The organism is Vibrio sp. SG41-7 (assembly GCF_014164465.1).
GTDB lineage: Bacteria > Pseudomonadota > Gammaproteobacteria > Enterobacterales > Vibrionaceae > Vibrio > Vibrio splendidus.
Window position 1 is genome coordinate 1 of record NZ_JACJFF010000202.1, and the last position, 5,101, is coordinate 5,101.

General features: G+C 43.5%; 4 protein-coding genes and 1 pseudogene. 3 read left to right on the plus strand and 2 right to left on the minus strand.

Annotation, left to right across the window (positions count from 1 at the left end):
* Nucleotides 1-109: 109 nt before the first annotated feature.
* From H5300_RS25410 to H5300_RS25420, 3 genes and pseudogenes are all read left to right on the plus strand, one after another.
* Nucleotides 110-514 (plus strand): annotated as a pseudogene (locus H5300_RS25410) (SDR family oxidoreductase); the annotation flags it as partial.
* 98 nt (nucleotides 515-612) lie between these two features.
* Nucleotides 613-1,851, plus strand: coding sequence for an MFS transporter (locus tag H5300_RS25415; RefSeq protein WP_182797221.1), 1,239 nt, complete (start codon nucleotides 613-615; stop codon nucleotides 1,849-1,851).
* A gap of 84 nt (nucleotides 1,852-1,935) precedes the next feature.
* A complete protein-coding gene (locus H5300_RS25420) occupies nucleotides 1,936-3,060 on the plus strand; it encodes an alkene reductase (RefSeq protein ID WP_182797222.1) in 1,125 nt (374 codons plus the stop codon).
* A gap of 113 nt (nucleotides 3,061-3,173) precedes the next feature.
* Here the strand turns inward: H5300_RS25420 and H5300_RS25425 are convergent, their stop codons facing one another.
* Together H5300_RS25425 and H5300_RS25430 are read right to left on the minus strand one after the other, a co-directional pair.
* Entirely contained in the window at nucleotides 3,174-4,451 is a 1,278-nt protein-coding gene (locus H5300_RS25425) for an LlaJI family restriction endonuclease (protein ID WP_102561825.1), read from the minus strand.
* Entirely contained in the window at nucleotides 4,438-4,992 is a 555-nt protein-coding gene (locus tag H5300_RS25430; protein WP_182797223.1) for a hypothetical protein, read from the minus strand. The genes H5300_RS25425 and H5300_RS25430 overlap by 14 nt, the downstream gene beginning before the upstream one ends.
* Between the last annotated feature and the right edge of the window lie 109 nt (nucleotides 4,993-5,101).

The following is a 5,101-nucleotide window of genomic DNA, read 5'->3' on the forward strand; positions in this document are numbered from 1 at the left end:
GCGCACACCTCATCATAGAGCTGAGACTAATGGCAGTCTCTAATAGACTCTGAATATATTAGCGCAAATCAGCTCGTTGTTTTTAACTCTACTTGCAATAACGGGACGTACCATATATTGGGGCAGCTTAAACGTAGCCAAACATGCCGCTCGTTACATGACACCAAACGGGTCTATCACCTTCACAACTGGCATGTTGTCACGCAAGGTTGTGGCAGGCACTTACGTAAAAACCGCCATCAACGCCGCACTAGAAAGCGTAACCAAAATACTAGCGAAAGAGCTATCCCCCATTCGAGTCAATGCCGTTAGCCCGGGTTTAACCATGACGGAAGCCTACAAAAACATGGACGATTCCGCTCGTACAAGCATGTACGACAACGCCAAAAACAACCTACCCGCAGGCAAGGTTGGCGAGCCTTCAGAGATAGCCATGGGTTACCTGTTCACAATTAATAACCCATACGTCACAGGGTCAATCATCGACATCGATGGCGGCGCTCTACTCGGCTAACACTCCGCAAAGAAGCAAAGAAGCAAAGACATAAAGAACAATCGTTAGGGCGTGTATCTCACGTCCTAACAAACAAGAATTTACATAGGTAGATCATCATGAAACAAGAAACCGTCAACCAAGAAACTATCCATAAAGAAACTACCCATAAAGAAAAGATTCCATTCCAAGTTTGGATACTGACACTCGCTGCATTTGCAATCGGCACCGCTGAGTTTGTTATTGCAGGCATCCTTCCACAAATTGCCACATCACTTTCAATCACCGAAGGTCAAGCTGGATACCTAATCAGTGCTTACGCATTAGCTATCGTTATTGGTGGCCCGATCTTAACCATCTACCTTGCACGTTTTAACAAGAAGATGGTGCTGATTGGCTTAATGGCACTGTTCATCATCGGTAATGTCTTATCAGCCCTTGCTCCTAGCTACCCACTTCTACTTGCCAGCCGTGTTATCGCAGGCTTAGTGCAAGGCCCTTTTTATGGTATCGGTGCGGTTGTTGCAACCAACTTAGTGTCTGAAAAAATGGCAGGTCGTGCCGTTGGCCAAATGTTCGCAGGCTTAACACTCGCTAACGTTCTTGGCGTTCCAGCTGGTACATGGGTCAGCTTGCAATTCGGCTGGCACACTACTTTCTTTACCGTGGCAGCACTTGGCACTATCGCGATGCTTGCCATTCTGACTTCGATTAAATCGACCGGTCACAGTGAAGCGAAAGACATCAAAACTCAGCTTCTAGCATTCAAAAATCCAATGTTACTGATCAGCTTAGCAATCACCGCTTTTGCTTGGTCTGGCTTCATGACGCTTTACGGCTACCTTGCGCCAATCGCCATGCACATCACAGGTTACAGTCAAGAATCAGTGACTTGGATCTTAGTGATTGTGGGTGTTGGCTTAATCATCGGTAACACCTTGGGCGGACGCTCTTCAGATAAAAACCTAGGCAAAGCTTCAATGTTTTGGGCTATCGCAATGATCGTGTCATTGGTGGTAGTTGGCCTTGTGGTAGACAACAAAATCCTCTTCGTTGCAGCCGCATTTGTCTTTGGTATTGCATCATTTGCAAACGTCCCTGCCATGCAACTTCGAGTAATGAACCACGGTGGCGAAGGGCAAGAGCTAGCAGCAACTGCGAATATATCAGCGTTTAACTTAGCCAATGCCTTTGGTGGATTCCTTGGCGGCATGGTACTCGACAGCCAACTAGGCGCAGGAATGATTCCGTTCGCAGCCGTTGTGGTTCCTATCGTCGGCTTGTTCTTAATCGCTAAAGCTAACCGAAACGAGAAACCACAAAGCAACTCAATATTTGCACCCACAGAAGCTAAATAATTTAAGAACTCCGTAACTTCAAAGTGCCAATTCATTATCAAACTGGAATTGGCACAGCACTAAAAATTCATAAAGGTAGAGATCATGAACAAGTTATTCGAAACATCAGAACTGAAAGGCCTAGAGCTGCAAAACCGTATCGTTATGGCACCCATGACACGCGCTCGCACTAGCCAACCTGGAAACGTGCCAAACGACATGATGGCGACTTATTACCAACAACGAGCAAGTGCAGGGCTAATCATCACTGAAGCCACACAAATTTCAGATGATTCCCAAGGTTACTCATTCACACCCGGCGTCTATACCGATGCGCAAATCGAAGGTTGGAAATCAGTCACCACAGCAGCAAAAGAGCAAGGTGCCGCGATATTCTGCCAACTATGGCACGTAGGCCGAGTATCACACCCTACCTTTCAAAAAGGCGAGTTGCCGATTGCACCTTCTGCACTGGCACCCATAGAAACGCAGGTTTGGATCTCTGATGAAAATGGTAACGGCAACATGGTGGATTGCATCCAACCAAGAGAGATGACCCAAGCAGACATCGATCGTGTTGTTCAAGATTTTGCTAACTCAGCGAAAAAAGCTGTCGAGGCAGGGTTCAACGGAGTGGAAATCCACGGTGGTAATGGCTACCTCATCGATCAGTTCCTAAGAACCAATTCAAATAAGCGCACCGACAACTATGGAGGCAGCCGCGAGAACCGACTTCGTTTTCTAATCGAAGTGGTGGATGCAGTGATTGATGCGATTGGTGCCGATAAGGTGGGTGTTCGTTTAGCTCCGTTCATCACCTTCAAAGACATGAACTGCCCAGACATCGTGCCAACGATTTTAGAAGCTTCAAAAGCGCTACAAGCTCGTAATATCGTTTATCTGCACCTATCAGAAGCCGATTGGGATGACGCACCAGTGATACCGGAAAGCTTCCGTGTAGAGCTAAGAGAGTTGTTCTCTAACACCATCATCGTTGCTGGCAGCTACACACCAGAACGCGCCGAAGAAGTGTTAAGCAAAGGCTACGCCGATCTCGTCGCATTCGGTCGCCCATTCGTTGCTAATCCAGACCTAGTTTCACGCCTACAAAACGGCAACGAACTATCCGATCTCGATGGCTCCACTCTGTTTGGCGGCAACGAAAAAGGCTACATCGATTATCCAACGCTGGCGGAGCCTCAACACGATGTTCTAAAAGAATATTCATAACGAAATATTCGCTAAAAGCGAAACCTCGAAAACTATGATAAACTAGGCGTGCCAAATTAAAGTAAATCTAGCTCTCGCAGTTAGACAAAAAGCCACGTCATGTGGCTTTTTTATTATGAATTGAATATTTCCTGAGTTAATTGAGTCAACCTTTCACCTTTCACATAAACTTCTAGTAATCTGATTGGATCTTGATAGTGGCAATGAATAGTCGCATATCGAGGAATACATTCATCTACAGAACGAACATCAACGCCTCTTTTTGCGACATGTGCTGACTTTAGTTTTTGCGTGCTACCTGGAAATATAAAGTGATTAGATACAGGAGTATCTTTTCCTTCAAGCTCATGAATTGCCTGCTGGTAGAAAAACTGTTTAACCAAATCCGACCAGCCCGGAGCAGTCGATGGTGAAGTCGCGCTATAGTATTTTGCGTCGACGACTGCAAACTTGTTCTCTTGTTCATGCTTCAGAACGGTATCTGTCCTCTGACCTTTTTGAGCTACGGTAATAAAATCACCTTCATTCGTCTGGTAGATAGGAACAGGTAACTTGCTATTTACTGGATATTTACCAATCAAACACTGATCGAGCATTGACTCCCATAAGTTGTGAAATTTACGCACACCAATTAATACACAATTAACCTCATTGCCCTTTTTTACTCTAAGATATTTGATTAGGGCTTTTATCAAAAACATATCTCTTTCAGAATAACTAAGCTGCAATTGCTGTTCAAGATATAAGAGTTTGGCTTCAGTACTCCCAATGGAACTAACAAGAGACTCCACTTTCAGGTCGGAATGAGAAAAAGTACCAAACCATAAAGATCCATAATCTGATAGTAATTCTTTGACAACCTCTGCATGTATCTTCGCTGTTTCACAGTGTGTAAGGTACTTAGCACGAGATGAGTGTAATTCCAAATAAACAGATCCACTATTAGCCGGATATGATGAACTACGTGCAATAGTACGCGACCAATTAACTTTCCCAGAATTAACTGTATTCTCTTTCACTCGACGTACATATAAGCCATTCGATCGATAGTCATCAATGAGCGAGATCGCTAAAGATAAGGCACGACCACCTATCACTTCAGTACCGTTCTCTTGAGCATAAATGCCACTATCTTTATCTTGATAATATTTTAGTAGAGCTTGGACCAGATAATAGCCAGCAATGCCACCATCTTCTATTGATGCAAGATGGTTACGCGGTAAAAAAACAGCTATACCATCGCTGTAAGGCACTACTCCACAAAAATGTATCCTCCTCATATCAGGGGCAATCAGCCCCTGATTTTGCAACTCATCTAATACGCTTCGAGGAATCGATGGGTCTTCAAGGAAACTACGATCAGATAAGTACAATATATTATTCAACTGCATTTTCTGGTGCCTCAGCCACCTCAATTTTTCGGCCTTCCTTTTCAATTTTCTCTTCAATTAACAAATTAAATACAGCCATATTTTTTTTGAATTCGCTTGATAATTTACCGAACGTTTTATATTTAGAAGAGAAAATTTTTGTATGCCCTAGATGACGAAGTACATCATCCCAAAGATAAACAAACACCTTACTGCTAAGGGTTTCTTTTGCCGATTCAGCTGTTTCTATTTCATCTTTTTTCACAAAGAAAGGACCTAGTAGGCGATCTTCAGCAACGTGAGCTTCAATCAATACATCATTAATGATTGAAGCAAACTTTGGCCAAGAAATTCTATATACACCACTTTGAGTTGATAAGTGAAAGTCGTAGTTTGGGACATCGACATGAGAAAAATCAATATCAATAAACTTGAAACGCCAGCGTCGTTTGAATGCTGTATCTAAAGGCATTACTGCCTGATCACTACTGTTCATAGTGGCTAATAAGGAAAGGTTAGCCGGTATTTCCAACTGTTTAATGTTTGCTATACCCGTGATCAATGAAGGTGCTTGATTTTCGATAAAATCAGGATCATGCTAAGACCCATGAAAATTACACTGACTCCTCAACAAAAGCTGCAACTCGAGCAGATGCACGATTCTACTCGTG